Annotated in this window: 23 protein-coding genes and 1 pseudogene; 17 read left to right on the top strand and 7 right to left on the bottom strand. The window is 61.9% G+C overall.

The features are described 5' to 3' along the window. Positions 1 to 65: 65 nt before the first annotated feature. The 3 genes from LB526_RS16245 (at position 66) to LB526_RS16235 (ending at position 2,282) form a co-directional block, all read left to right on the top strand. A complete protein-coding gene (locus LB526_RS16245) occupies positions 66 to 794 on the top strand; it encodes a LuxR family transcriptional regulator (protein WP_224628442.1) in 729 nt (242 codons plus the stop codon). A 118-nt stretch (positions 795 to 912) separates the two neighbouring features. Further along, positions 913 to 1,476: an acyl-homoserine-lactone synthase gene (locus LB526_RS16240; RefSeq protein ID WP_318013270.1), complete on the top strand. Its 564-nt coding sequence runs from the start codon at positions 913 to 915 to the stop codon at positions 1,474 to 1,476. Positions 1,477 to 1,583: 107 nt separating this feature from the next. Beyond that, a complete protein-coding gene (locus tag LB526_RS16235) occupies positions 1,584 to 2,282 on the top strand; it encodes a winged-helix domain-containing protein (RefSeq protein WP_224628440.1) in 699 nt (232 codons plus the stop codon). 87 nt (positions 2,283 to 2,369) lie between these two features. On the opposite strand, the gene LB526_RS16230 is transcribed toward LB526_RS16235, so the two are convergent. From LB526_RS16230 to LB526_RS16220, 3 genes are read right to left on the bottom strand one after another with little or no spacing between them, the layout of a single operon-like run. Next, positions 2,370 to 3,146, bottom strand: coding sequence for an amino acid ABC transporter ATP-binding protein (locus LB526_RS16230; RefSeq protein ID WP_224628439.1), 777 nt, complete (start codon positions 3,144 to 3,146; stop codon positions 2,370 to 2,372). After that, entirely contained in the window at positions 3,146 to 3,805 is a 660-nt protein-coding gene (gene ehuD / locus LB526_RS16225) for an ectoine/hydroxyectoine ABC transporter permease subunit EhuD (protein WP_224628438.1), read from the bottom strand. The genes LB526_RS16230 and ehuD overlap by 1 nt, the downstream gene beginning before the upstream one ends. Next, the gene (locus LB526_RS16220; protein ID WP_224628437.1) at positions 3,795 to 4,454 is read right to left on the bottom strand and encodes an amino acid ABC transporter permease; all 660 of its coding nucleotides are present in this window, start codon (positions 4,452 to 4,454) and stop codon (positions 3,795 to 3,797) included. The genes ehuD and LB526_RS16220 overlap by 11 nt, the downstream gene beginning before the upstream one ends. 420 nt (positions 4,455 to 4,874) lie before the next feature. Here LB526_RS16220 and trbB point away from each other — a divergent pair, with 420 nt between their 5' ends. The 13 genes from trbB to LB526_RS16155 all read left to right on the top strand — a co-directional run bounded on the left by trbB (position 4,875) and on the right by LB526_RS16155 (position 17,861). Then, positions 4,875 to 5,858 carry a P-type conjugative transfer ATPase TrbB gene (trbB, locus tag LB526_RS16215; protein WP_224604911.1) on the top strand — a complete coding sequence of 328 codons (984 nt, stop codon included), beginning with the start codon at positions 4,875 to 4,877 and terminating at the stop codon, positions 5,856 to 5,858. Continuing rightward, a complete protein-coding gene (locus LB526_RS16210; RefSeq protein WP_224628436.1) occupies positions 5,855 to 6,187 on the top strand; it encodes a TrbC/VirB2 family protein in 333 nt (110 codons plus the stop codon). Before trbB ends, LB526_RS16210 begins: the two co-directional genes overlap by 4 nt. After that, a complete protein-coding gene (locus tag LB526_RS16205) occupies positions 6,187 to 6,468 on the top strand; it encodes a VirB3 family type IV secretion system protein (protein WP_224547826.1) in 282 nt (93 codons plus the stop codon). Before LB526_RS16210 ends, LB526_RS16205 begins: the two co-directional genes overlap by 1 nt. 10 nt (positions 6,469 to 6,478) lie before the next feature. Next, positions 6,479 to 8,929: a conjugal transfer protein TrbE gene (trbE, locus tag LB526_RS16200; RefSeq protein ID WP_224628435.1), complete on the top strand. Its 2,451-nt coding sequence runs from the start codon at positions 6,479 to 6,481 to the stop codon at positions 8,927 to 8,929. Further along, the gene (trbJ, locus tag LB526_RS16195) at positions 8,926 to 9,678 is read left to right on the top strand and encodes a P-type conjugative transfer protein TrbJ (protein WP_224628434.1); all 753 of its coding nucleotides are present in this window, start codon (positions 8,926 to 8,928) and stop codon (positions 9,676 to 9,678) included. Before trbE ends, trbJ begins: the two co-directional genes overlap by 4 nt. An 11-nt stretch (positions 9,679 to 9,689) precedes the next feature. Next, positions 9,690 to 10,010: a putative entry exclusion protein TrbK-alt gene (trbK-alt, locus tag LB526_RS16190; protein WP_224628425.1), complete on the top strand. Its 321-nt coding sequence runs from the start codon at positions 9,690 to 9,692 to the stop codon at positions 10,008 to 10,010. 2 nt (positions 10,011 to 10,012) lie between these two features. Continuing rightward, entirely contained in the window at positions 10,013 to 11,383 is a 1,371-nt protein-coding gene (gene trbL / locus LB526_RS16185) for a P-type conjugative transfer protein TrbL (RefSeq protein WP_224628423.1), read from the top strand. Positions 11,384 to 11,387: 4 nt separating this feature from the next. Continuing rightward, positions 11,388 to 12,077, top strand: coding sequence for a conjugal transfer protein TrbF (gene trbF / locus LB526_RS16180; RefSeq protein WP_224628421.1), 690 nt, complete (start codon positions 11,388 to 11,390; stop codon positions 12,075 to 12,077). Further along, on the top strand, positions 12,074 to 13,129 hold the full coding sequence (gene trbG, locus LB526_RS16175) for a P-type conjugative transfer protein TrbG (RefSeq protein ID WP_224628420.1): 1,056 nt from the start codon (positions 12,074 to 12,076) through the stop codon (positions 13,127 to 13,129). The genes trbF and trbG overlap by 4 nt, the downstream gene beginning before the upstream one ends. 11 nt (positions 13,130 to 13,140) lie before the next feature. Beyond that, entirely contained in the window at positions 13,141 to 14,262 is a 1,122-nt protein-coding gene (locus tag LB526_RS16170; protein WP_224628496.1) for a TrbI/VirB10 family protein, read from the top strand. A gap of 1 nt (position 14,263) precedes the next feature. Further along, on the top strand, positions 14,264 to 14,524 hold the full coding sequence (locus tag LB526_RS16165; protein WP_224628418.1) for a DUF2274 domain-containing protein: 261 nt from the start codon (positions 14,264 to 14,266) through the stop codon (positions 14,522 to 14,524). A 943-nt stretch (positions 14,525 to 15,467) separates the two neighbouring features. Next, positions 15,468 to 16,094: a class I SAM-dependent methyltransferase gene (locus tag LB526_RS16160; RefSeq protein ID WP_224628417.1), complete on the top strand. Its 627-nt coding sequence runs from the start codon at positions 15,468 to 15,470 to the stop codon at positions 16,092 to 16,094. Between the two features lie 1,581 nt (positions 16,095 to 17,675). After that, a complete protein-coding gene (locus tag LB526_RS16155; RefSeq protein ID WP_318013269.1) occupies positions 17,676 to 17,861 on the top strand; it encodes a CsbD family protein in 186 nt (61 codons plus the stop codon). 279 nt (positions 17,862 to 18,140) lie between these two features. Here the strand turns inward: LB526_RS16155 and LB526_RS16150 are convergent, their stop codons facing one another. Next, on the bottom strand, positions 18,141 to 18,434 hold the full coding sequence (locus LB526_RS16150; RefSeq protein ID WP_224628416.1) for a hypothetical protein: 294 nt from the start codon (positions 18,432 to 18,434) through the stop codon (positions 18,141 to 18,143). Between the two features lie 370 nt (positions 18,435 to 18,804). Then, complete coding sequence (locus LB526_RS16145; RefSeq protein ID WP_224628414.1) at positions 18,805 to 19,839, bottom strand: HWE histidine kinase domain-containing protein; 1,035 nt, start codon at positions 19,837 to 19,839, stop codon at positions 18,805 to 18,807. Between the two features lie 1,040 nt (positions 19,840 to 20,879). Between LB526_RS16145 and LB526_RS16140 the strand changes: the two genes are divergently transcribed. Then, positions 20,880 to 21,491 carry a hypothetical protein gene (locus LB526_RS16140; RefSeq protein WP_224628413.1) on the top strand — a complete coding sequence of 204 codons (612 nt, stop codon included), beginning with the start codon at positions 20,880 to 20,882 and terminating at the stop codon, positions 21,489 to 21,491. 736 nt (positions 21,492 to 22,227) lie between these two features. Here LB526_RS16140 and LB526_RS16130 read toward each other — a convergent pair. Continuing rightward, positions 22,228 to 22,584 (bottom strand): hypothetical protein, encoded by a 357-nt coding sequence (locus LB526_RS16130; protein WP_224628411.1) that lies wholly within the window; start codon positions 22,582 to 22,584, stop codon positions 22,228 to 22,230. 351 nt (positions 22,585 to 22,935) lie between these two features. After that, a pseudogene (gene tnpC / locus LB526_RS16120) lies at positions 22,936 to 23,609 on the bottom strand (IS66 family transposase); the annotation flags it as partial. Positions 23,610 to 23,955 lie beyond the last annotated feature (346 nt).

The following is a 23,955-nucleotide window of genomic DNA, read 5'->3' as shown; positions in this document are numbered from 1 at the left end:
TATATCGCATCTGTGACCGTAAGTTTCTGGCCGGGACGGGGCCTGACTCTTGTCGAGGTCTGCCGATGGAGATCGATAGTCTTGTCGGGTTGTTTGCAGCGATCTCAAGGATCGATGCCGCGTGCTCGGTGGATGGTATCCTCCAAGAGTTCCGCTCTGCCATCGAGCGTTATGGCCTGCGTTATTTTCTGATCACCGGCCTGCCGGTGCCGCACGACACCGACTGGAAGCGAGAGATCCTGGTCGATGGTTGGCCGCCCGAGTGGTATCTTCGCTACATGTCAGAGGATTACTTTTCGCATGATCCCTGCGTCGCGCAGTGCCGGCATTCGTCGAAGCCGTTCCTGTGGGAGGAACTGCCGCCGGCAAAGCTTGTTGCGCGCGCAAAGCTGGTGATGGACGAAGCGGCGGATTTCGGAATGGGCCAAGGCCTCTGTGTTCCCGTCCACGTGCCGCTGGCGGGCCCAGGCGTCGTCACGGCAGCGGGCGATCGGATTGAAATAGCGCCGAGCGTCGTGCCGTTCATCGAGACGCTTTGCGTGCATACGTTCCGACGCCTGTCAGGGCTGGAAGAATCCGCCCAGGGCGCAGAGGCCGCGCCCTTGACGCCGCGCGAGCGCGAACTCCTGGAGTGGAGCGCCGAAGGCAAATCGAACGAAGACATCGCCTGCATCCTGGGCGTCACCAGGAACACAGTTGAAAGCCATCAGCGCAACATTCGAGGCAAGCTGGATGCAGCCAATGTCTCGCATGCCATCGTCAAAGCTCTGCGACGACAGGAAATCCAGATTTAGCAATACCTGAATACCATCATACGGGCACGAAGCGTGTTTTCCTACGACCTCCACTTTTGGAGGCGACATGGTCCGTATTCATCTGGTCACCTGGGAAAACAGGAAGCAGTATAGAAAAGTGCTGGAGCGCTATTTTCGCATCCGGTACGACATTTACGTCAAGCATAGACGATGGCGCGCCGTCGCCCGCCCCATCAACATCGAGATCGACGCATTCGACAACGAGCATACGCTTTATGTTCTGGCGCTCGACACCAACGGCAGGATCGTCGGCGGCTCCCGTCTTGTTCCGACGCTGGAGCCGCATCTGATGAGCGAGGTCTTCCCCGTTCTCGCCGGCGGCACGCCTCCGCGAGCGGCTGAAATTTTCGAATGGACGCGTTTTTTTGTCGTCCCATCGCTTCGCACGCACGGAACGTCGTCGCCGATCGCCGGCTTTGTTCTGTGCGGCCTTCTTGAGACGGCGCAAAGCCTGGGAATTCGACAGATCAGCGTGGTGTGCGAAACATTCTGGCCGAAACGCCTGCGTGCGCTTGGCTGGACGCTTTACGAACTCGGCAATGCTCTCGAGCATCCGGATGGCGATATCATCGCGCTGCTGATCGATGTCACGCCTGAGGCCATTGAGCAGACGCGCCGCGCTTACGGCATCAGCGGCGTCATACTTGCGGATAAAATCTAGGCTGATTGCCACCGGCAGCTGAAGGCTCGCCCGCCAGAGGATATTGTCATCGCGCCCATTTGCGCGGTAGTCAGCGCTATGATGCACCGCATTGGGTTGATGGACTCATGACGCCGCTGGTCCTGATCTCTTCGAACGACCCGGATTTCTTTCTGGTTTTCGGGCACATCCTTTCCGCAGCCGGCTTCGAAACCCGCCTGATCACGGCTGACAAGGAGGTTGCGCGGACCATTAAGGCCGAAACGCCGCTTGCCGTTATCCTGGACTGTCATCCGGGCGACCGCGCAATCGCCAAGCAATGCCTGTCGCTGAAGTCGTCCGAGGCGACAAGAGCAACGCCCCTTGCAGGTTTGGTCGCGCCTCGTTCCGGCAAACTGCACCTGGACCTTATCAAGGCGGGCGTCGACGAGATATTTTCGCGACCGTTCGCGCCCGAGCAGCTTTTGACCTGGCTGCATGGCAAAGCAGGTGTCGCGAAGCTCTCGCGCGAAACCAAGACAGGCGATCTGGTGCAGGGCGATTTCCGCTTGGACCGACAGACCCACCGGACCTTCTTCAAGCAAAAAGAAATCGTTATGCCGCCGATCGAATTCAAGCTTTTGCGCAGCCTTCTGGCGCAACCTGGCAAGGTCTTCAGCCGGGAGGAACTGGTCGCGACCGCATGGCCTGAGCACGCCGCCGCAACCGATATACGCGGTGTTGACGTTCATATTGCCAGGTTGCGCAAAAGGCTTCGGGCATCTGTGGGAAGCGATGTGATCCGGACCGTCCGCTCTGCTGGTTATGCGTTCGCGCCGGACTGGTAGTCCGCGCGGCGATTCCGGCGCCGATCCAGTTGTCATGTTGCCGATCGCGCCGCGGTTGCATGCGTGACGTTCACCAGGTGTCGGCTCTCAATGGCTCAGGATGGTGTCCAGGAACAGCCTGGCGCGCGGGTGAGCGGCTCCAGAGAAGAAATCACTGGAAGACGCGTGCTCGACGATGCTGCCTTGGTCCATGAAAACGATCTCATCCGCGACTTCGCGGGCAAATCCCATTTCGTGCGTCACGCAGACCATGGTCACGCCGGTTTTCGCGAGCGCGATCATGACGTCGAGCACTTCCTTGATCATTTCCGGGTCGAGCGCGGAGGTGGGTTCATCGAACAGCATGATACGGGGATCTAGGCACAGAGCGCGCGCGATCGCCGCCCGCTGTTGTTGGCCGCCCGACAGCTGGGCCGGATAGGCGCGCGCCTTTTCGGGGATGTGCACCGCCGTCAGATGCCGCATGGCGATCTCTTCGGCCTCATGCGCCGACTTCAAGAGGACCCGGCGCAGCGCCAGCGTGCAGTTGGCAAGCACGGTGAGGTGAGGGAAGAGATTGAAGCTTTGGAACACCATGCCTGTCAGGCGGCGCGCCATCGCGGCATCGCGATCGCTTTTTCCCAGACTTCTGCCTTCAAACTCTATCGTCCCCTTTTGGAAACGCTCAAGACCGTTGATGCAGCGTATCAATGTCGACTTGCCGGACCCGGAGGGTCCGCACACGACGACGCGCGCACCCGGCCGTAAGCTCAGATCGATGTCTTTCAAAACGTGCAGGGCACCGAACCACTTGTTCAGACCGTCGATCCGCACGAGCGGGGAGGATTGAAGCGTCGAGGTCGCAGGCGCGCGTCGGTCGAGCATCAGCGGCGCCCGCTCGCAAGCAGGAGCTTCTCCATGCGCTTCACCCCATAAGAAACGATCAGCGCCAGGGCGAGAAACAGAACGCCGGCGACGGTCAGCGGCTCCGCGTAGCGATAGGTCTCGGAAGCGATATCGAAGGCGCGCCCGAGCATTTCGGGCACGGCCAGGATCGCGAGATAAGGCGTCGCCTTAAGAATGGAAACCAGGTAGTTGCCCAGGGGCGCGGCGATGTTGCGCAGCATTTGCGGTGCGATGACGAAGATGACGGTGTCGCGGCGGGTGAGCGACAAGGCTCTCGCTGCTTCCTGCTGGCCCCTCGGAATAGCGTCGATGCCCGCCTTGAACACCTCCGCCAGATAACCGCTGTAGTACAGGCTTAGCCCCAATATGCCCACCGTCATGGCGCCAAGCCGGATCCCGTAGAAGGGCAGGACGAAATACAGGAAATAGAGCCAGGCCAAGACCGGCGTCGAGCGGATGAAGTCGATCAGGAAGCGCATGGCGAGGCCGGGCGCACCGCCCCCGCGGCGCATCATTTCGAAAGTGAAGCCAAGCGCCGACGCACCGAGGCAACTCAAGACCGTGGCGAGCAGGGTAGTCCCGATCGCACCGATTATGATCGGGATGGTCGAGAGCGCGAAATCGAGGTCAAATCCCACGAGGCGCTCCTCTTTCGGGATTGACCCGCGCCTCGAGCCAGCGGCCGGCGAGCGCGATTGGATAGCAGACGACGAAGAAGGCCAGCAGCAACGCCGAATAGATCGCGACCGGGTCGTATTCGGTCTGCGAGATTTCTTTGGCGCGAAAGGTCATGTCCGTCAGCGTGACCAAAGAGACAAGGGAAGTCGCCTTCACCAGCTGAATAAGGTTGTTGACGAATGTGGGACTCATGGCGACCAACGCCTGGGGCAGCTCGATCAGAAGCAGGATCGCGGGGCGAGAGAGGCCGAGCGCCATTCCAGCCTCGCGTTGGCCGGCAGGAAGAGATTGGAGCCCGGCGCGCACCGCTTGGCTGGCATAGCCGCCGCTATTGAGGCCGAGCACCAATGCACTGACGGTCATCGCCGATAGGGTGACCCCCATGACCGGCAGAACGTAGTAGAAGACGAAGAGCAGGACGACGACCGCCGAACTGCGCCAGAATTCGATGACTGCCGTGACCAGAAAGCGCGTCAAGCCAGTGGTCAGAAACTGCGCGACGCCGAAAACAAGCGCGAAGGGCACCGCGAAGACCAAGCCATAGGCGGTGACCGCTGCCGTTATGCGCAGCCCTTGCAGGATCCCAAGCCAGATGTCGAGCATGCTCATGAAGCTTCGCCGCCCCCTGCCGTCAAGGGGCGCGGCGAAACGAGCGTCGGGGCGTTTCGAGCATGTTTTGAAACGCCTGATTGGCGCCGCGACACCGAGCCCTCGGGACCGAACCGCATGACAATCCTCCGCGCCGTGGAAAGGGCGATCGCCGCCACTGCCAGGCCATTTCATAAACCCGGCGGGAGTCATATGTCAATAAACATGTACGTACCATTGCGCGCGTTCACATTCTGCCGATGTTGGAACGCCGCGATACGCTGGCCTTAAAGCTTCCTGAGCTCGGCGCCGCCGTTCGCCGGTTTTTACTCGCTGCGCTACGACGGCGGTCGAAAGCTGTTGAATCGGGCTGCTTCAGGCCTCTTTTGCTTATCCCGACCGGGAACTGCTCGATGAGTTCCCGCACCAAACGGGGACAGCATGGCTATCTTGCACAACGATACCGAAGGACGCGCGCGCAGCTCGCGTATGCTGCGCACCGCGCTCGGGCCCGCCATCGCCCGTTTCCTGGACGACCCCGCGATCATTGAGGTCATGCTGAACCCGGATGGCCGGATCTGGGTCGATCGGCTTTCGGAAGGTTTGGCCGATACGGGCGAAATGCTGGCGCCTGCCGCTGGCGAGCGGATCGTGCGGCTTGTCGCCCATCATGTCGGTGCCGAGGTCCATTCCCGTTCCCCGCGCGTCTCGGCCGAGTTGCCGCAAACCGGTGAGCGTTTCGAAGGCCTGCTGCCGCCTGTGGTCGCCGCGCCGGCCTTCGCCATCCGCAAGCCCGCGGTCGCCGTCTTCACGCTCGATGACTATGTCGCGGCGGGCATCATGACGTCTTGTCACGCCGCTGTTTTGCGCGGCGCGGTTGCTGGCCGCGCAAACATCCTCGTTGCCGGCGGCACGTCGACCGGCAAGACGACCCTGACCAACGCGCTGCTTGCCGAAGTGGCGAAAGGGACGGACCGGGTCGTCATCATCGAAGACACCCGCGAACTGCAATGCGCGGCCCCCAACCTCGTCGCGATGCGCACCAAGGATGGCGTTGCCACGCTTTCCGACCTGGTTCGTTCCTCGCTGCGCCTGCGGCCCGATCGCATTCCGATCGGCGAGGTGCGCGGCGCCGAGGCGCTGGACCTCTTGAAGGCGTGGGGCACCGGGCATCCCGGTGGCATCGGCACCCTTCATGCGGGCTCCGGTATTGGCGCTCTGCGCCGACTTGAGCAGCTGATCCAGGAGGCCGTCGTCACTGTCCCGCGTGCGCTGATCGCCGACACCATCGGCCTTGTAGCCGTGCTCTCCGGACGCGGCGCCGCGCGACGGCTTGTCGAACTGGTCAGGGTCGAGGGTCTGGGCCCCGATGGCGACTATCGCATCGCTGAAGCCACACCGATCAACACAGGAGACATTTCATGATCCGCCTTTCTTCGCGCTGCCAAGCCAGCCTGGCCGCGGCCAGCGCCGCCATTGCCTTCAATCTCATGCTCGCGCCGGTCGCCCTTGCGTCGGGCTCCTCGATGCCGTGGGAACAGCCGCTCGAGAAGATCCTGCAGTCGGTCGAAGGACCGGTATCCAAGATCATCGCCGTCATCATCATCATCGTCACCGGTCTGACGCTGGCCTTCGGCGACAGTTCGGGTGGCTTCAGGCGGCTGATCCAGATCGTTTTCGGCCTTTCGATCGCCTTCGCGGCGTCGAGCTTTTTCCTTTCGTTCTTCTCTTTCGGCGGCGGAGCGTTGATCTGATGACGACCGCTTTCGAACAGCTCGGCGCTGTGCCGGGGTGGACGGTGCCGGTGCACCGGGCGCTCACCGAGCAGATCCTGCTCGGGGGCGCGCCGCGTGCAATCGCGATCCTGAATGGCACGCTGGCGGGCGCTGTCGGTCTTGGGCTGCGGCTCTGGCTGGTCGGTCTTCTCATATGGGCAATCGGACATTTTACGGCGGTATGGGCTGCCAGGCGCGATCCGCTTTTTTTCGAAGTCGGCCGCCGGCACCTGCGGCTGCCCGGGCATCTGTCGGTTTGAGGGCACTGCCATGATGAGCCTTGCCGAATACCGCCGGACTGCTGCTCGCCTTGCCGACTTTCTGCCTTGGGCGGCACTCGTCGCCCCCGGGGTCGTGCTTAACAAGGACGGCAGCCTTCAGCGCACCGCGAGATTTCGCGGACCCGATCTGGACTCCGCCGTAGCGGCGGAACTTGTTGCGGTGGCGTCGCGCATCAACAATGCCTTTCGCCGCCTCGGCTCGGGCTGGAGCATCTTCGTCGAAGCGCAGCGGCACGAAGCGGCTTCTTACCCCGAAAGCCAGTTTCCCAATGCGGCCTCCGGCCTGCTCGATGCCGAGCGCAAAGCCGACTTCGACGAGGAGGGGGTTCATTTCGTATCGAGTTACTTTCTCACATTCCTGTTCCTGCCGCCGCCCGAAGACGCCAGGCGCGCCGAGGGGTGGCTTTATGAGGGTCGCGACCAGGCCGGCGCGGATCCGGGCGAGGTCGTCCGCGCTTTTGTCGACCGGACTGAGCGCGTGCTGTCCCTGCTCGACGGCTTCATGCCTGAATGCCACTGGCTCGATGACGGCCAAACGCTGACCTACCTGCATTCGACCATCTCGACCAAGCGTCATTCGGTGCGGGTCCCCGAGACGCCAATTTATCTCGATGCGCTGCTGGCCGACGAGCCGCTCGCCGGCGGGCTCGAACCGCGGCTTGGCGACAAGCATCTTCGCGTGCTCACCATCGTCGGCTTCCCGACCGCCACGACACCCGGCCTGCTTGATGACCTCAACAGGCTGGCCTTCCCGTACCGCTGGTCGACGCGCGCGATCCTGCTCGACAAGGTCGACGCTGTCCGCCTTTTGACCAGGATACGGCGGCAATGGTTCGCCAAGCGCAAGAGCATCGCCTCGATCCTAAAGGAGGTGATGACCAACGAGGCATCAGCACTCCTCGACACTGACGCCGCCAACAAGGCGGCCGATGCCGACACGGCGTTGCAGGAGCTCGGCGCCGACATGGCTGGCATGGCCTATGTCACCGCCAGTGTCGCCATATGGGATTGCGACCCGCGCGTGGCCGACGAGAAACTGCGGCTTGTCGAGAAAATCATCCAGGGCCGCGACTTCACGGCCATTGTCGAGACCGTCAACGCCGTCGACGCCTGGCTCGGCTCATTGCCCGGGCACGCCTATGCCAATGTCCGCCAGCCGCCTATCTCGACGCTCAATCTCGCCCACATCATCCCCCTTTCTGCCGTGTGGGCGGGGCCGGAACGGGACGAGCATCTGGTCGGTCCTCCCTTGCTTTACGGCAAGACCGAGGGCTCGACCCCGTTCCGGTTGGTCCTTCATGTCGGCGACGTCGGTCACACGCTGGTCGTCGGCCCGACCGGTGCCGGCAAGTCGGTGCTGCTGGCGTTGATGGCGCTGCAATTCTGCCGCTACCGCAAGGCTCAGATCTTCGCCTTCGACTTCGGCGGCTCGATCCGCGCGGCGACGCTCGCCATGGGCGGCGACTGGCACGATCTCGGGGGTCTTCTCACCGAAGGCATGGAGGCTTCCGTTGCGCTGCAGCCGCTCGCCCGCGTTCACGATGCCTACGAGCGCGCCTGGGCGGCCGACTGGATCCGCGCGATTCTGACGCGAGAGGGCATCCAGATCACGCCGGACGCAAAGGAGCATATCTGGGCGGCGCTGACCTCGCTCGCCTCGGCCCCGGTCGAGGAGCGCACCATCACCGGGCTCAGCGTGCTTCTGCAGGCCAATGACCTGAAACAGGCGCTTCGCCCTTACTGTGTTGGTGGCCCGAACGGCCGGCTGCTCGACGCAGAGGCCGAACACCTCGGCCAGGCCTCCGTGCAGGCGTTCGAAATCGAAGGCCTGGTGGGCATGCCGGCCGCGCCGGCCGTCCTGTCCTATCTGTTTCATCGCATCGGCGACCGCCTCGACGGTCGTCCGACCCTGCTCATCATCGACGAAGGCTGGCTTGCCCTCGACGATGACGCGTTCGCCGGGCAGTTGCGCGAATGGCTGAAGACGCTCCGCAAGAAGAATGCCAGCGTCGTCTTCGCCACCCAGTCGCTCTCCGACATCGACAATTCGGCTATCGCGCCGGCGATCATCGAAAGCTGTCCAACCCGGCTGCTGTTGCCCAATGAACGCGCGATCGAGCCGCAAATTACCGCCATCTATCGCCGCTTCGGCCTGAACGACCGCCAGATCGAGATCCTGGCCAGAGCCACACCCAAGCGCGATTATTACTGCCAATCCCGTCGCGGCAACCGTCTCTTCGAGCTCGGCCTGTCCGAGGTCGGGCTTGCGCTTTGCGGTGCGTCCTCCAAGAGCGATCAGGCCCTGATCGGCAGCATCATCGCCGAGCATGGCCGCGACGGTTTCCTGTCGGCCTGGCTGCGTGCCCGCGAGGTCGGCTGGGCCGCCGACCTCATTCCCAACCTCACCGTTTCCGAACCTGAAAAGGATTCCAAACCATGACTGTTCGTCAAAGCCGCCGGCGCGTCCTTCTTGTGGTCGCGGCGACGCTCGCCACGCCGACAGCGCCGATGATGACTGCGCCAGCGCATGCCTTGATCGTGTTTGATCCATCGAACTATTCCCAGAATGTGCTGACGGCTGTGCGTTCGCTGCAGCAGATCACGAACCAGATCACCTCGCTTCAGAACCAGGCCCAGATGCTGATCAACCAGGCGCGCAACCTGGCGAGCCTGCCTTTGTCCTCGCTGCAGCAACTGCAACAGTCGGTGCAGCGTACACAACAGCTTCTCGGCGAAGCACAGAACATCGCCTTCGACGTCCAGCAGGTCGACAAGGCATTTCAGCAGCAATACAGCAGCGTCTCGCTCTCTGCTTCCGACCAGCAACTCGTCACGGACGCGCGCTCGCGCTGGCAAAACACAGTGGGCGGTCTCCAGGACGCAATGCGCGTCCAGGCGGGCGTCGTCGCAAACATCGACACCGCCCGCGCGCAGATGTCGGCGTTGGTCGGGGCCAGCCAATCGGCGACCGGTGCGCTGCAGGCGACGCAAGCTGGCAACCAGTTGCTTGCGCTTCAGGGCCAGCAGCTTGCGGATCTGACCGCCGTGGTAGCCGCCAATGGTCGCGCCCAGGCGCTGACCGAGGCCGAACGTGCTGCCGCGGTCGATCAGGGGCGTGAGCAACGCCGCCGCTTCCTGGCGCCTGGCTCCGGCTACCAGGCCGGCTCGGTCCAGATGTTCAACCGCTGAGGTCGATCGCCATGGACGGCAAAACCCTGGCTCGCGTCGTGGCCGTCGTCTTCATCGCCGTCGCCATGACGGCGACGGCGCTCGAGATGAGCCGGAAGGAACCCAAACCGGTGGGGGAGGGTCAGCACACACCGGCGGCCTCGGTCCCGAATTCGCTTCGCGATGGCCTGCGCCGCTGCCAGGCGCTCGGCGAGGCTGCCCTGCGTGATGATGGATGCGCGCGGCTGTGGGCCGAACAGCGTGATCGCTTCCTCGGTCTCGAAAAGCCGGCGGCGATCGTCGAGCCGGCCACTTCGCGGTCGCCGGATGCTGGCCAGCACGAGGCCCGGTAGGCATGGGCAATACCGGCGTCATCGACCAATTCCTGGCCACCTTCACCCGTTATATCGACAGCGGCTTCGGCCTGCTCGGCGGCGAGGTCGCCTTCGTCGCCACCACCCTGATTGTCATCGACGTGACGCTTGCCGCGCTCTTCTGGAGCTGGGGCGCCGATGACGACATCCTCGCGCGGCTTGTCAAGAAGACGCTCTTCGTCGGTGTCTTCGCCTATCTGATTTCCAACTGGAACGGTCTCGCCCGGATCGTCTTCGAGAGTTTCTCCGGTCTCGGCCTCAAGGCAAGTGGCACCGGCTTTTCGGCACAGGACCTGCTGCACCCCGGCAAGGTGGCCCAAACCGGCCTCGACGCCGGACGACCATTGCTTGAGGCGATCTCCGGTTTGATGGGCTACATCTCCTTCTTTGAAAACTTCATCCAGATCGCCTGCCTGCTCTTTGCCTGGGCGCTCGTCCTGCTTGCCTTCTTCATCCTGGCGGTGCAGCTCTTTGTGACGCTGATCGAGTTCAAGCTGGCGACGCTGGCCGGCTTCGTGCTGATCCCCTTCGGTCTGTTCGGCAAGACGGCCTTCATGGCCGAACGCGTGCTCGGCAACGTCATCTCGTCCGGCATAAAGGTTCTGGTGCTTGCCGTGGTCATCGGCATCGGATCGACCCTCTTCGGCGAATTCACCCAAGGTTTCGGCGGCGAGAACCCCACCATCGACCAGGCGATGGCCATTGTGCTGGCGGCGCTGTCGCTGCTTGGCCTCGGCATCTTCGGTCCCGGTATCGCCAACGGCCTCGTCGCGGGTGGACCGCAGCTCGGCGCCGGCGCGGCCGTGGGGACTGGCCTTGCCGCGGGCGGCATCGCAGTTGCAGGCTACGGAGCAGCCAGCCTCGCGACGCGAGGAGGGAGAGCCGCATTCGCGGGGGCGGCGTCAACCGCGCGTGGCGGGACATCACTCGCTGGCGGCGGTTCGGCCGCCTATGTGCTTGGCGCCGCCGGCCAGTCCGGCCTGGCAGGCGTCGCCTCCGGCCTGGGCGGCGTTGCGCGCGCCGGCGCTTCGGCGGCAGCCTCGCCACTCAAGCGCGCCGCCGCAAACACCGCTCAATCGCTTAGGTCAAACTTCGCGTCTGGCGCCCGTTCGGCCGCTGAAATCACCGGCGGTTCGTCGACCATGGGAACGATTGGCGGCGCCGCTGCGCCAACCCCGGCGGAAGCGTCCGGCGTGGGCAAGCCATCCAGCGCTCAAGGACAGCCCGAATGGGCCAGACGCTTGCATCGCTCCCAATGCCTCGCCCACGGCGCCCAGACCGCCGCCCACGCGGTGCGCGCCGGTGACAGCCATGGCGGCGGAGCCTCGATTTCTCTTTCTGAAGGCGAATGACGAAATGAACATCTTTAGGCGCCCCGCCGTCCACTACGGCAAGAGCCCTCGACCGGAAACCCCCTATCAGAGGGCGCAGCAGATCTGGGATGAACGCATCGGCTCCGCACGCGTGCAGGCACGCAACTGGCGCGCCATGGCGTTCGGGTCGCTCATCCTGTCGGCGGGGCTCGCCACCTCACTGGTCTGGCAGTCGGGCCGCGGCACGGTCGTGCCCTGGGTCGTGCAGGTCGATAAGCTCGGCCAGGCTCAAGCGATCGAGCCCGCAACCGCCGACTATAAGCCGACCGATCCGCAGATCGCGTGGCATCTCGCCCGCTTTATTGAGCAGGTACGCTCCATCCCCGCTGACCCGATCATCCTGCGCCAGGACTGGCTGCGCGCCTATGATTGGACCACCGACCAGGGTGCTGCGGCGCTCAACGACTATGCACGCGTAGCGGATCCTTTCTCCAAGGTTGGCAAGCAGCAGGTCGCGGTGGACGTTTCTTCGGTCATCAGAGCCTCGCCGGGCTCCTTTCGTGTCGCCTGGATCGAGCACCACTACGAAAACGGTCAGCTTTCAGGCACCGAGCGCTGGACCGCGATCCTGACGATCGTGACGCAGATGCCAAGCGACGCCGAACGGCTTCGCGCCAATCCGCTCGGCCTTTACGTCAACGCCATCAACTGGTCGCGGGAGATGAGCCAATGAGCCCGACATCGCGTCTTGCCGGCACCAACTTCTGGAAATATCTGCTGTCAGCTCTGGTCTCGGCGACAGCGCTGCTTGAGGGTTGCGCCACGCCTGCGAGGAAGCCGCCGACGATCAGCTACGATACCTACGTTCCGCCCTTGCCGCCGGCTCCGGCCGCCGCGACCGACCAAAGGCCGAAACCTCTTCGCGTGCCACCAGGCTGGGCGCCCGCGTGGGGCGGCGCCGTCGGGCAAACGCCGGCCGCCCGTGTCGAGAACGCAAACGCCGCGGCGAGGGTGGAACCGCGCCGTGACGGCTACTACAACGCGATTCAGATCTACCCGTGGAGCGAGGGAGCGCTCTATCAGGTCTACGCCTCACCTGGCCAGATAACCGATATCGCGCTTGAACCGGGCGAGAACCTGACTGGAGACGGTCCGATCGCGGCTGGTGACACCGCGCGCTGGATCATAGGCGACACCGAAAGCGGCTCCGGCATTGCCCGACGCGTCCACGTCCTGGTGAAACCCTCGCGGGCGGACATCACAACGAACCTTATCATCGCGACGGACCGGCGCAGCTACATGCTTGAGCTACGCTCAGGCGCCAAGCCCTACATGCCCGCCGTTGCGTGGTCCTATCCGGCTCTGAAGGCGGGCCTCCTGCAGACGATCGCCACAACGCCGATCATACCGCAGCTTACGGCGCGAAATTATCGCTACGGCATCACCGGCGACAGCCCTCCCTGGAAGCCGGTGAGCGCCTACGATGATGGCCGCAGGGTCTATGTCGAGTTTCCCCGCGGCATCGTGCAAGGCGAGATGCCGCCGATTTTCGTCATCGGTCCGGACGGCGAGGCTGAAATCACCAACAGCCGCGTCGATCAGAACATCCTCATTGTCGACCGCCTTTTTGGCGCGGCCGAACTGCGTCTTGGCGCCGGCAAGCGGCAGCAGACCGTCAGGATCGTGCGCGTCGACAGGAGAACCGATGGGTTGTGGCGGGGCCCAAGCGACAGCGCAGCGTCGACGCTGCCGAACGCAGTGCACAGAGGAGCGCTGCAGCCGTGAACGAGAAGAATATGGCCGTCGAACCCATGCGGCTTCGCGCCGACCCGCCGCGTGTGACGCGTCTGTCGCGCAAAATGCTCGCAGGCATCGGCTTCGTCGCCTCGCTCGGTCTAGGCGGCGCGCTTGTTTATGCTCTGCAGGATGCCAACAGGTTCAAGCAGGGCGAGGAGCTCTACCCTACCTCCAACCGGCCGCCCGCCGACGGACTGGCAAAACTGCCGCGCGACTATGCCGGCCCGATCCTTGGGCCGCCGCTGCCTGGCGACCTCGGCAGGCCGATCTTCGATGCTCAGAACAAGGGGCAGGCGGTCGTGCCGCCCTCAATCGCAAGCCCCGCGATTGACGAAGCCGAGCAGCGCCGGCGAGCCGAAGAGGAAGCGGCCAGAACCTCGCGCGTCTTCTTCCAGACAGCGCAAGGAGATTCCAGGACCGCCGAAGCGTCCGCCCCTGCGCTGAGCGATTTTCCCGGTCAGAACGCTGCGCCAAATGCGCAGGATCGCCAGCTTTCCTTCCTGTCCGCCGCCGCTGACCGGCGGACGCTGGCGCCGGATCACATCAGACCTCCTGCGTCCCCCTATGTGCTTCAAGCCGGTGCCGTGATCCCGGCCGCGCTCATTACGGGTATCCGGTCGGACCTTCCCGGGCAGATCAGCGCTCAGGTGACCGAAAATGTCTATGACAGTCCCACCGGCCGCTCGCTGCTCATCCCGCAGGGCACTCGTATCGTCGGGCAGTACGATAGCGGGATCGGGTCCGGGCAGCGCCGCGTGCTGCTTGTCTGGAACAGGCTGATCTTTCCCGATGGGCGCTCCATCGTGCTGGAGCGGCAGCCTGGCGCGGACGCTCAGGGCTATGCCGGCCTGGAGGATGCCGTCGACTATCACTGGGGCGAGTTGTTCAAGGCCGCCGCTTTGTCGACCGTTCTAAGCGTTGGCGCGCAGGCGGGTTCTTCCGATCAAGACAGCGATATCGTGCGCGCTCTGCGAAGCGGCGCCTCCGATAGCGTCAGCCAAGTAGGTCAACAGGTCGTTCAGCGGCAACTCGCTATCGCTCCGACGCTCACGATCCGGCCCGGGTTTCCCGTTCGCGTCCTCGTTACACGCGACCTTGCCCTTGAACCATATGGAGGTTGACATGGCCAAGTTGAAACTCGCAACGATCGAAGACGACAAGCCAGTGAAGATTACGGTGGAACTGCCGGCGCCCCTGCATCGCGATTTGGTGAAATACGCAGAAATCCTTGGACGGGAGACCGGGCGGCCATCTGCCGATCCATCGCGCTTGATTGCGCCGATGCTTGAACGGTTCATTGCGACGGACCGCGGCTTTGCGAGAGCAAAGAAGGAGATACTTGAACCTAGCTTTCCTATGGCCGCCGACCGGCGAGCGTCTTGAGCCGATAGGATGGTCTGCTGTCGATGGCCTACGTCCCAATACGGCTCGAACGGCCCATTCCCTCGGCGCTCAAGGGCCTGGATCGCCGGCGCGTCGCGTCGGCTGGGGTGTTATCGCAAACAGGCCCACACTGGAATGCGATTTCCCTGGGAGGCCCGGCAAAGAGCCCGCTGTGGTTTTTCCACAGCGGGTTTTTGTGACTGTACTCTTGCCGATCAGTCGGTGCAGAGAAATATATTCCGATGGTGCGGCGACCCCGAAGACACGCTTGGCAAGAAGCTGGCGGCCGGCACTGGACTGTCGGTCTATTGCCTCACATGCAGCCGGACTGCGCTACTCGACGTCGCCGAACTGGTCAAACGGCTTGGCCGGATCACTCCTGCATGCACTGGGGCTTGATCAAAGTGATCTACTGCCACGAGTGTCGCGCCGCCGGCCGCGATGACCGGAACCTCCAGTTCACCAATCACGCTCTAACGCCGGAGCAGCGCAAGGGCTGGACGCCTTGCCGATAGAGCGGCCCGACAGTTCCGCGTTGGGGTTTGCGTTGGGTTGAACCGCCGGGCGTAACCGACTCGGTAGTAGGGGTGAGTCGGCCAAAGGGGAGGCTAAATTAGCATTTCTGCATTGATATAGATTTTCATGCAATTTTCCACTGGTTTCGCTAAAACTCGCCGGGCAAGGCCCCCAACTACAGCCTCAAGCCCGACGAGCTGCCGGGGATCAAACCGGCAAATCTCTGCTGTGCAAGGCCGATGCCAGCGTTCCCGTCCTACAACGATACAGACTTCCAAAGCCGCGACTTGGTCGGGGGTCGTGTCTCAGATTGAATTTCTGCTATGGCCGAGAGAGACAAATCGCCGCTATGTCACCAATGGCCGAAAGCGTGAAGGGCTGATGGGCGAGAGCCCATCGACATCTCTTGTTGAGGAGGAACGTTAGGATGAGCACCGACCGGGACACCGTGCGATCCTATGATGAAGACGCGGCGCAGTACGCGGCCGAGGCCGCGACGATGCCCGAATGGGTCGCGACAGAGATCGATTCGTTTGTGACCGGACTGGGCGGCTCGGGAAGAGTGCTGGAGATCGGAAGCGGTGGCGGGCGAGATGCAGTTGAGCTTGAGAAGCGGGGGATTAGCGTCCGACGCACGGACGTGGCGAAGGGTTTCGTCGAGCTTCTTCGCCAGAGCGGTTTTGAAGCCGACCGGTTGGACCCGCTGACCGACGACCTGGCCGACCCGCGCCGTCCCGGCATGCCGTACGACGGAATCTGGGCCTGTGCGTGTATGGTTCACGTCGCGCGCGAGGATTTCGGCACAGTGCTGGGAAGACTTGCCGAAGCGACCAGAACCGGCGGCCGACTGCATGTCTCGGTCAGAGACGGCGATGGCGAGGATGTCTCGATACGCGGTAGCGCTGCAGCGCCCCGATGCTACCTCGAGACGTACTGGCGCGAGCCCGCCCTGCGGTCCGAACTGACAGACGCTGGGTGGACGGTCAGCGAGATACGTCGGTGTATGGGCAGGCCCGATGATTGGTGGCTGAGCGTTCGGGCGAGCCGTGCATGACATCCGTTGAGTTCGGGCTGGATCGAGGCGCTGCATCACGTCGCAAGTGACAGGAGATCGAACGTCCGGTTCGGAGTCTGAAATTCGATCTGAGACACGACCTGGTCGGGCTGGCGCTTGTGTCGAAAGCCATAGCGTATTTCCATGGTAGGTGGAAATAGTCGCCCTTCGTTTCCCTATAGGTCACCCCTTGAGCCCGCCTGGCACAGAAACAGCACAGATATGTTCGAATGTTTTGCTCTGTTCACGTTCATTTGGGGCCGATTTCGCAGTGAAATCAGAGAACGCACTGCATTGACATTGCAGGGTCACAAGTTCAATCCTTGTCACGCTCACCATCCTTTCAATAACTTCTAAGCCGTCGTGCAGCTTGGCGGAGAAACGGCACAGAAACGATCTCTAGGCGCCTGCCTTATCTAGCCGCTCTGCGGCCTGATTGATCACGTGGATCAGCGACGTCCTGGCTTCGGCCATGACTTGTTTGTTGGCCGCGCCCTGTGGCGATTAGGTTTCCAAATCTCGGAGCAATGCTTCTTTGACCATCTCGAGGTGCGTGAGGGAGTCCTTCTGCCGAAGGCCTAGCGCCACAAGTTGCGACCTCATGAAAAGTTCGTGCGCGACAATCCGCCCTTCTAATTGTTCATCCACGTGCGCGTGCCTTTTTGGCTTGGTTTCAAACTGAGTGACAGCAATTCATTGCGGCAAGGTTCCGCAGGAGCCTCACTATTTAACGAACGCAAGAGGGCCGAGCGTTCGTCCCTCGGTCGCCTCGGGCGCGGCTTTCAGCATCTGCGAACTCATCAAGCACAAGGGCGCCGACGAGGTGCGCCAAATTCGAGAAGAAAAACAGCATGCGATTCAGAGGGGCATTCATGCCCGCATGTATTTTGACGACTGCATTGATGCTGGCGGCGTGTACGACTTCCGGCGCCAACGGTGTTCCAGCCCTACGCTCCGCCCTCGGGGTACTGGAATGGCGGCTTCGGCTCTGGCTTCCTGATCGCGGCCTATTGATCCGACATCCGACGATAGCGGGCTCTTTCAAGCCCGCCCCTCTGGAAGTGACCGGCGCCCGTTGCCTGTCGGGGAAATACCCCGGCGCTGGCCCGGCGAATCAGAAGCTTCGCCGCGCATCAGAGCTAGCCGACTGGGCTCCGCCTCCGCGACCGCAAAAGATAATAGCCACGGGCTGCGATGCTGCGGGCGCCATGCCATTCACCGTTATGAAGATAGCAGACCACAATCCGGCCCGCGGGGTCTTCACTGTGTGGTTTGCCATCCAGCGGCAAGCTCTACGACTTGAGGGGTGCCCCGGAGACTTACGCCGCGTTACGGTCTGCATTTGTCTGAGGTGCTATTTCAATCCTATTCGAAATCAGCTCCGATATCCGCCGCATCCGTTCAACCTATCTGACCGCGCAGGGGAACGGCCGCCTGGAGCGTCAGCTCCCAAACGGAGCGACTGGAGGAAGCGTTGGCGGGCCAAGCGCCGCGATGGCGAGCCGATCATGCACATTCGCCGTTCGCACCAGGAACATTTGCGGCTCGCCCCACGTTGGTTGTCCGAGATAGAGGAGCACGATGATGCACAAGGACGAAGTAAAGGGATCTGCTAAGAAACTACGCGGCGAGGTCAAGGACAAGATCGGCAAGGCTACAAGCGACGACAAGCTCCGCGCCGACGGGGCGGCTGACAAAGCCGAGGGCACGCTGCAAAAGGGCGTAGGCAAGGCAAAGGACGCTGTCCGAGACGCCTTGAAGGACTAATCAGCGCGCCCAGTCCCTGCAAAGCTCCTACGAGGGTATCGCCGTCCGAGCTTCGAAAGCTGCTCGTCCGTTCTACAATGAAAGCCAAAGCAGGGCCTGTCTGGCGCGGCACCCGAAAGGAGCTTACGCGGGAAAGGCCAGGCCGAGTGGCTGAATGTTAGGGTCCAAACCGGAAGGGCGAGAAGACCCTGCACGACGTGTCGCTGACGCGTATGGAAAGAATCGCAGATGGACATGCCCCGGTCGGGCGATCCCGCCGGGGCATTCAGGAACCGCTCGTCAGTTGGCGCCGCCGAGTTCCTTGGTCATCTTGCAGAAATTGTCGTGCTGTTTGGCGATGCTATCGTCGCCGCAGTCCTTCTTGATCGAGGTCCGATCCTCTTCGCTCATAGCCAGCCATGCCTTCTTGAACTCATCGCCAGATCTCATGGTCTTCATGCCGGCGTCCGTGAAGAACGGCGACATCTTGGCGGGATCGTCGAGAGCCGAAGTTCCGGTGTTGGAGCCCGCAAAGGCAGACGCGGCTGAGAGGGAAAGCGACAAAGCAGTCATGCAGATGATATGGATTTTCACGGAAAAGTCCTCCTTGGCCGATCGTGTTCAGTTGAGGCCACTTCCGAGAACGAACCTGCGACTTTTAGGTTTCGCACCGACAGCGATTTTGCTGGTGGACGTCTAGGCGGACTTCGGCCGGGCCATTTCTTGTGCACCTACCAAAAGTCAATTGCCGAGGCGCCACCGGTTCTCTCGCATGGTCCACGTGCCATGGAGGTGCGAAGATATTCACATGGAGGTGCGAAGATATTCATTTGCGGCAGGCGGCATGCGTCACCGGGGACCTAATTGTGACCGCCACGGAGAGGTGCGCCACAGATCTCGCATGCAATCGATTCCATGATTGTTGAGGACGCCAACCTGCTCGGCAATCGCGGCAAGCCCTCTTTCACCGCGAGGCCGTGACATTTGGGACTTCAGCTACGATCCTCACCCCACGTTCTGACCAATCGCGTTGCAGCGATCCCTGAAGCTGTTTGCGAATTGTTGCATCACCGATCAGGGTTCCAAATCCTTTTTGTCGACGCCTCGGTGGGGGTGGTCCACCGATCTCCTCCCAAACGAGGACGACGCCATCGTTCTGCGGTCTGTCTTGCCAATTGACTTGCACACGACCCGTCGCTGTCGAGAGCGAGCCGTGGGAAGCCGCATTAATTGCTAGCTCATGAATGAACAGCGCCAACGGCTGAACAGAATGTGCTGCGAGAGCAACGTCCGGTCCGTCCAGCAGAGCGCGAGTGGCTCCATACGGCTCGAGCTGTGACGAGATTGTTTCCCGTAATGGAATGTGATGCCAGGCCCGCTTCGACAGCAAGCTATGTGCTCGAGCCAGAGCCTGTATGCGCCGCTGGACCGATGCTGCATATAGGGCAGCGTCGTCAGATCGCGTGAGGCGAACAATGCTGTCGACCAGAGCAAGCACATTGTTGGCTCGATGGTCCACCTCCAGGAGTAAGCGATGCTCCGACGCCTCCAGGCTCTCGATCCTCCGATAATCTGTGCGGTCAATTTGCGACGCGAAATGATAGACTAGCCGGCCACCCTCGTCATGGATTGGACTGAGGTACAGCTGGTTCCAGAAAGCCGAACCATCCTTTCGATAGTTGAGCAATTCGACGTTGATCTCACGCTCCTCCAGCAATCCCGCTCGGATCTCAGCGATTGCCGCCGGGGAGGTCGCGGGACCTTGAAGAAACCGGCAGTTGCGTCCGAGGACCTCATTTGCTTGGTAGCCCGTGAGGTTCAGAAACGCCCGGTTCGCCAGCACGATTGGATGGCCTTTCTGAGTGGCATCAGTCACCACCATCGGCATTCGCGTGCGTTGGAAAGCTATTGCAGCCAGTTCGTTGCGGTCAGCAATGGTGCGATCGGTGATCGCGGCTGGACTATCACCGTGCAGGCTGGAGGCGCCTTCCTTGTCCATCGTCCCATTTCCTTCGGCTGACGGCTCAGGAAAAACGTTGATGCAGCTAAAACGTTTCCCATCAGCTTGTTCAGCACACCTCCAAGTCGGTCTAAGCTGCGGTGGCTGATCAAGGCAAAGCGTGCACGACAGCGGACCATTAGCGCTCATCAGATCAGCATCGCCGATAACCAAGCGGTGTTCCCAGGCCAGTGCCGCCAGGCGAGGGGCCTTTCCCCACGGTGTCAAAGGAGTGGGGAATGGTGATAGCGGCGGGCGCCGCCAACCGTGTCCATTCCAGAACTTGCCAAGGCGGCTTCACCCCAACTTCGCGCGCCACTGTCCCGGCGAGGCGGCCACCCCGTGGCGGGGCCGGCGCCCGCCAAATGAGGCGCTGTCCGAGAAACCAAGAGCGGGACGGTCACAAGCCGGCGTCGAAACTAGGTGGAGGTCGGGTATGTAGATGTCGCGGCTGCGCAGCCCTTGAGCGGCAGCTCGCGCGGATCGGGTCCCGAGCCGCCATTGCGCGCCTGGTCGCCACGGCTCGGGAAAGCTGCCCTTGCGTTCGCCGACGCTGGCGAACTCGGCTGATAGATTGGTTATCTTGCGAGCCACGAGGTGGACCACTTCGCCCTCACGCTGGATACGGCCCCTCACCGCGATCATGACCGCCGCCAGAACCGTGCGCCAGAATGGGCTTCAACTTTGCTGGAGCGATCATGCTGATTGTCGCGTGACCCAAATGGCAGCTATCGCCCGATGGTGCCTAAAGGCCTGTCCGGAAGGCGGCATTCCGGTCGAAGCAGGGCAACGGCTGCATTGAATCAGCTTTTGCCAGCGCCTAGACGCGTACATCATTGAGGAGCCCATCTCAGGCGGAATTTTCCACTTATCGTCAATGTCCAGATTTCCGGCCGGGCTCTTTGCAACCAAAACATCACGGACACGTTGTGTTTCGGTCCGTAATCAGGAGGAGGATGCCGTGAACGGAATAATCTATCTTGTTGGCCTCGTCGTGATCGTTTTGTTCATTCTATCATTTTTTGGACTTCGGTAAGACCATGGCCAAAATAGCCCCAACGGAAAGCGCTGCAGTGACCCCAACAGTGGCTACATCGTCCTATCTCGAGTGGGGAGGCATATTTGGCGGGGGTGTCATCGCTTGCGCCATTTCGGTGGTTCTTCTGCAATTCGGATCGAGCGCTGGTTTGGCGCTGGGTTCTCCGACTCTTCCCAACGGTGGCGCCTCCTGGAATGTGCTGGTGGCCGGGCTGTGGGTAGTTATCGTTGCTATAGCAAGCTCCGCAGCCGGCGGTTATGTAGCTGGACGAATGCGCACGCGCTGGGAAGATAGCAGCCAAAGCGAAAGCGAATTCCGCGATGGCATACACGGCATCGCAGTCTGGGCCCTAGCCACACTTGGAGCAGCGTTTTTCTTGGCAATGATTGGTGGGCACGGCGCGGCCGCCGTGGTCAATCGCCCCGAGGCGCAACTCAACGAAAGCACGGTGCGGCTTTCAGCCCACATAACTGCCATTTTTAGCTTCGCGACTGCTGCAGGCTCCGCGCTTGGCGCTGCGGCAGCATGGTTTGCAGCGATTACCGGAGGTGAACACCGCGATGAGGGAATCGCTTTTCACCACGTCGTACCGGTCTTATTGCGCAAGCGTTAGTGCGCAACAATCCACTCGCCCGCCCGGCTAACCAACCGTAGCTCCTCCAAGAGTGTCAACTTCTCGCCAAGCTTGTCCAAACTGGACGGGCAGAAAACGCGAAATAGAGAGATGACGGTACTTTTCGGTGGTTCTGGAGCGACGCCAAGCAGCCGAAAATAGTTTCGAGAGGCGATCGACGAGGATAGGGACAGGGGAACCGCGATCAATGCGTGGAAAGTCGGATCACCAGCCCGTCATTGATCCAGTGCGAGACGGCTGCGGCCATCAGCCGTAGGATGCCGCCGGCGGCCTCGCCGTCAGGAACTAGCGCAGGATCTACGTGGATCTGGGCATGACTGCGCTCCTACTGGCAATCCACTTCGCCGTCCGCTGTTCTATGGGGCAAGAAACCTGCCTTGACTCAGGCAAAATTCGATCTTTCAATGTTAGGCGAGGGGAATGGGCGCTTGGAGGTCATGATGCCCCTTAGGAGAAACGTATTTACCCCGACAGAGTTGGCGCTGCTGGGTAGAGTCTTCAGCCGGCAGAAGGATTTGCCGGAAACGGCTGACCAGCGGGAGCAAACGGCTTCCCGGATTATAGCCTACTATCAGGCCGGCATAGTCGATGAAGCCGAATTGAATGAGCTCTCTCGCAGGCCGCTCGGTCGCTAATCCTAACAAATTACACTTGATAGACCGCTGCTTTGCTTGAAGAGGAATTCAGACTCATCCTCTCCCCATTGAGGGCAGGGCTATCGCATATGGGTTAGCGCCTGGACTAGGTAGTCGTCGTTCCATGCGCATTTCTTGATGCGATGACTGATGGGGACTTCGTCAACATCGGCGGCATGAAGGATGTCTCTGGCGATGCGGGTGGGAAGTGCGGTGTTGGCGGGGGCATTGTCCTTGCGGGCACGGGATTGATCCTCATCGAGATGACCGTCGAGCATCCAATGCAGGCCGTTTCTCGATCTGCCAATGGGCTCTCGTGATCTCGAGCGCGCGCTGTGGCGACAGCAAAGTGGAAGGCATGAACAGGCGCGGCGCGTCATCGGCTTGGCCTGATCTCGCTGGCTGGTGATGCGGATGAAGGCTTCGTGGCCGGCCATCGGTGGCTTGGTGGCGGCCGCGACCTCGGCCTGGCGCCATTCGCTGCGACCATGGCTGGTTCGCTCCGCTCCGCCAGAGCGAGGTAACCCTCCGGCAAAGGCCGCGGTGGCGCCGATATTGGACGAAGGCCGTTAGTGGTTGCCGAACTCAGGTCGGGCACTCACCAGAAGTTTGGCGACCCGATCGCTTCTCTCAGCTAGCTGTCCGCGATCCGTTAGTCCCATATGCTCGGTAGCTACGGCGAATAGATAGGCTGCGATGTCACTCGCGGTGGCGCTTTCGTCCATCAACATCACGTAGACCGTGTCGGCGTAGGCGTCATATTCGCCGGTGGCATCTGGTATGCCGGGTTTCCAGTTCCACGGCAGGAGTTCGTTCAGCCGGCCTTGCGGCGTGTCGGCGATGCGGGCGAGCACGTCGCGCAGCCAGGCCCCTGTGGATCGACGTCATTAAGCTTCGCCGTGCCAATCAGCGTATACATCATGGCAGCGCGGTCGGCGCCACGGTCTGAACCGGCGAAGAGCCACGACTTTCTGCCGAGAGCCAGACCACGCAGCGCCCGTTCGGCAGCATTGTTCGTGAGACAGATACGCCCGTCTTCGAGGAAACGGGTGAAGCCTGCCCAGCGCTTGAGCATGTAGTCGATCGCCTGGGCAACTGGCGCGTGGCGCGAGAGCTTGGCCCGCTCGCCACGCAGCCACTCTTCCAGGTCAGCGACGAGTGGCGCAGCCCGTTCCGACCTGACGCCGAGGCGCTGCTCGGCAGCCATTCCATTTATGTCGCGCTCGACGTCGAACAGGAGATCGATGCGTTTGACGGTCTCGAAGGCGATCGGCGAGATCGGCGGCGCCGTCTTCCCTCGACGCGCACTGGCGGCAATGTCGGCAAGGACGAAGAACTTGCGCCGCGCATGGCTCCAGCACAGCGCTTCCGTGACCGGTCCGGGTCTCCGGTCGGGGAGATAAAGCCCGTTGTAGCCGGCATAGGCATCGGCCTGCAGAATGCCGGTGAACTGCCTTGAGTGCCGCTCGTTGCACCCGAGCTACAGCCCGGTCAGAACTGCATTAGGAAAAGCCTTGTGCGGGGTTCCTGGATCCGGCGGACCATCCGGGAAGCGGAGCACAAGTTAGTTTGAGGGAAGAAGGGCCCCCGTTGGCTTCGGTCGGCGGGCTTTTTTCACTTTCTGTTACGCCTGATCCGCACCGGAAACCTTCCCGCTCACATCCAGTTCGGCGCGATTCATGGAGTTTCGGATGTGTCGCGGAGCAAGAGACGACAAGAAAGACCTGGCTGACCTATTCGTTCGGCGGCTGGTTGAGGAGACGGGGATTTCCAAAGACCAAGCCCGAGAGCTTATCGAGATGATCGGC

Origin of the sequence: Mesorhizobium sp. CA6, assembly GCF_020165035.1 — a bacterium.
In the GTDB taxonomy this organism is placed as follows: domain Bacteria; phylum Pseudomonadota; class Alphaproteobacteria; order Rhizobiales; family Rhizobiaceae; genus Mesorhizobium.
Note: the sequence above shows the minus strand (reverse complement) of the source record. Positions and strands in the feature narration are given on the sequence as shown.